This window comes from Rathayibacter sp. AY1F3, from assembly GCF_002931975.1.
GTDB lineage: Bacteria > Actinomycetota > Actinomycetes > Actinomycetales > Microbacteriaceae > Rathayibacter.
Genome location: NZ_PSVF01000068.1, coordinates 1 through 1,585, shown reverse-complemented (window position 1 = coordinate 1,585; position 1,585 = coordinate 1). Strand labels below are relative to the sequence as shown.

Below are 1,585 nucleotides of genomic sequence, written 5' to 3'. Positions count from 1 at the left end.
GGACCTCGACCGAGACGGTCGGAGCGGTCGCCACGGCCGTTGCGGCGTCGACGGCGGTGGGCGCGGAGTCGCCAGCGCCTGCGGAAGCGGCGGAGTCGTCCGATCCGCTGCCCTCGACCGCGGTGCCGGCGGTCGCCGCGCCCGTCTCCGTCTCGGCCCGGGCCGCACGGCGCTCGGCCTCGCGGGCCTCGCGCCGGGTCGGGGGTGCAGTGGTCGGGGTGCCGGCACTCTCCTCAGGGGTGGGAATGCCTGGCTTCGACACGCGTGCGTTCTCCTCGGATGACGGTGGTGACGGGGGGTCGGGGGCCGGTGGGGATCCGGCGACCAGCCACTCTAGCCCGAGGCCCGCGCATAACGGAACGATCACGACGAATCCGGCACGGATGCTCCGACCGCTCGCGCCCGCGCGGTGCCAGGATGGGGCGCAACCGGGAAGGAGCTCCTCATGACCGCACCCACCCCCACCGGGCCCGTCCTCGTCGGCATCGTCGACGGCCAGCGACCCGAGGTCCTGCGCACCGCCGCCCGCGTCGCCGCCGACGCCGGAGCCGCCCTGCTGCTCGTGTCGGTCTCGGCCGATCCGTACCTCGTCGGCGAGTACGTCGATCCGATGACCGGCGGCATCCCGCTCGGCTTCGTCGGCGCCGCGGCCGACCGCGGCGAGGGCCCGTCCCTCCCGCCCGGGCTCCGCGAGACGGTCGAGCACGAGCTGCACGGCAGCACCGTGCAGTGGTCGCTGCGCGCGGCGCGGGGCGAGCCCGCCCTGGCGCTCGCCGAGGTCGCCGAGGAGGTCGACGCGCGGATGATCGTGGTCGGCACCCGCGACGCGGGCGTGCTCGCGAGCATCGCCGAGTTCCTCAGCGGGAGCGTCGCCGCCCACCTCGCGCACCGCCAGCACCGCCCCGTGCTCGTCGTCCCGCGCGCCGACCGCGACCCGTCGCGCCCGGCGCCCTGGGACCTCGCGGAGTGACGCGACCCCTCCACCTGCGCCCCTCCGCGATCCTCCTCGTCGCGGCGGGCGGAGCCGTCGGCACGGCGATTCGCGCCGCGATCGGCGCCGCGCTGCCCCCGCTGGGCGTCGTGCCGGTCGCGACGCTCGCCGTGAACCTGCCGGGCGCGTTCCTCCTGGGCCTCCTGCTCGAGGCGCTGGCGCGGCGCGGACCGGACGAGGGCGGGCGCCGAACCCTGCGCCTCCTGCTCGGCACCGGCGTGCTGGGCGGATTCACGACCTACAGCACCTTCTCGCTCGACACGGTCGCGCTGCTCGAGGGCGGCCACGTCGTGGAGTACCTGCTCTACACCGGCGGCACGCTCGTGCTGGGCGTGCTCGCCGCGGCGCTGGGCATCGCGGTCGCGGGGCGGCGGAGGGCGGCGGCGTGACGCCCGGCCTGCTGCTCGCGGTCGCTCTCGCGGGCGGAGTCGGAGCGGCCGCACGGCTCGTCGTCGACGGGGTCGCGCGGTCGCTCGTGCCGGCGCGCTGGCCGGTCGGCACCGCGCGCAGCAGCGAGGACAGCATGTGCCGGTAGAGGGGCTGGTCGTCGACGACGGCCAGCCCCTCTACCGGCACATGCTGTCCTCGCTGCTG

Annotated in this window: 3 protein-coding genes and 1 pseudogene; 3 read left to right on the top strand and 1 reads right to left on the bottom strand. The window is 76.7% G+C overall.

What is annotated here, in order from left to right; translation table 11 throughout:
* Positions 1-262 (bottom strand): annotated as a pseudogene (locus tag C5C39_RS17125) (hypothetical protein); the annotation flags it as partial.
* Positions 263-445: 183 nt separating this feature from the next.
* Here C5C39_RS17125 and C5C39_RS17120 point away from each other — a divergent pair.
* The 3 genes from C5C39_RS17120 to C5C39_RS17685 are packed head-to-tail and all read left to right on the top strand — an operon-like array spanning position 446 to position 1,526.
* Entirely contained in the window at positions 446-970 is a 525-nt protein-coding gene (locus C5C39_RS17120; protein ID WP_104308825.1) for a universal stress protein, read from the top strand.
* Positions 967-1,380, top strand: coding sequence for a CrcB family protein (locus C5C39_RS17115; protein ID WP_104288951.1), 414 nt, complete (start codon positions 967-969; stop codon positions 1,378-1,380). The genes C5C39_RS17120 and C5C39_RS17115 overlap by 4 nt, the downstream gene beginning before the upstream one ends.
* The gene (locus C5C39_RS17685; RefSeq protein WP_181136423.1) at positions 1,377-1,526 is read left to right on the top strand and encodes a hypothetical protein; all 150 of its coding nucleotides are present in this window, start codon (positions 1,377-1,379) and stop codon (positions 1,524-1,526) included. Before C5C39_RS17115 ends, C5C39_RS17685 begins: the two co-directional genes overlap by 4 nt.
* Positions 1,527-1,585: the final 59 nt, after the last annotated feature.

Coding starts and splice junctions, on each gene's coding strand:
- C5C39_RS17120 (WP_104308825.1), top strand. CDS start 446: ATGACCGCACCCACCCCCACCGGGCCCGTCCTCGTCGGCATCGTCGAC.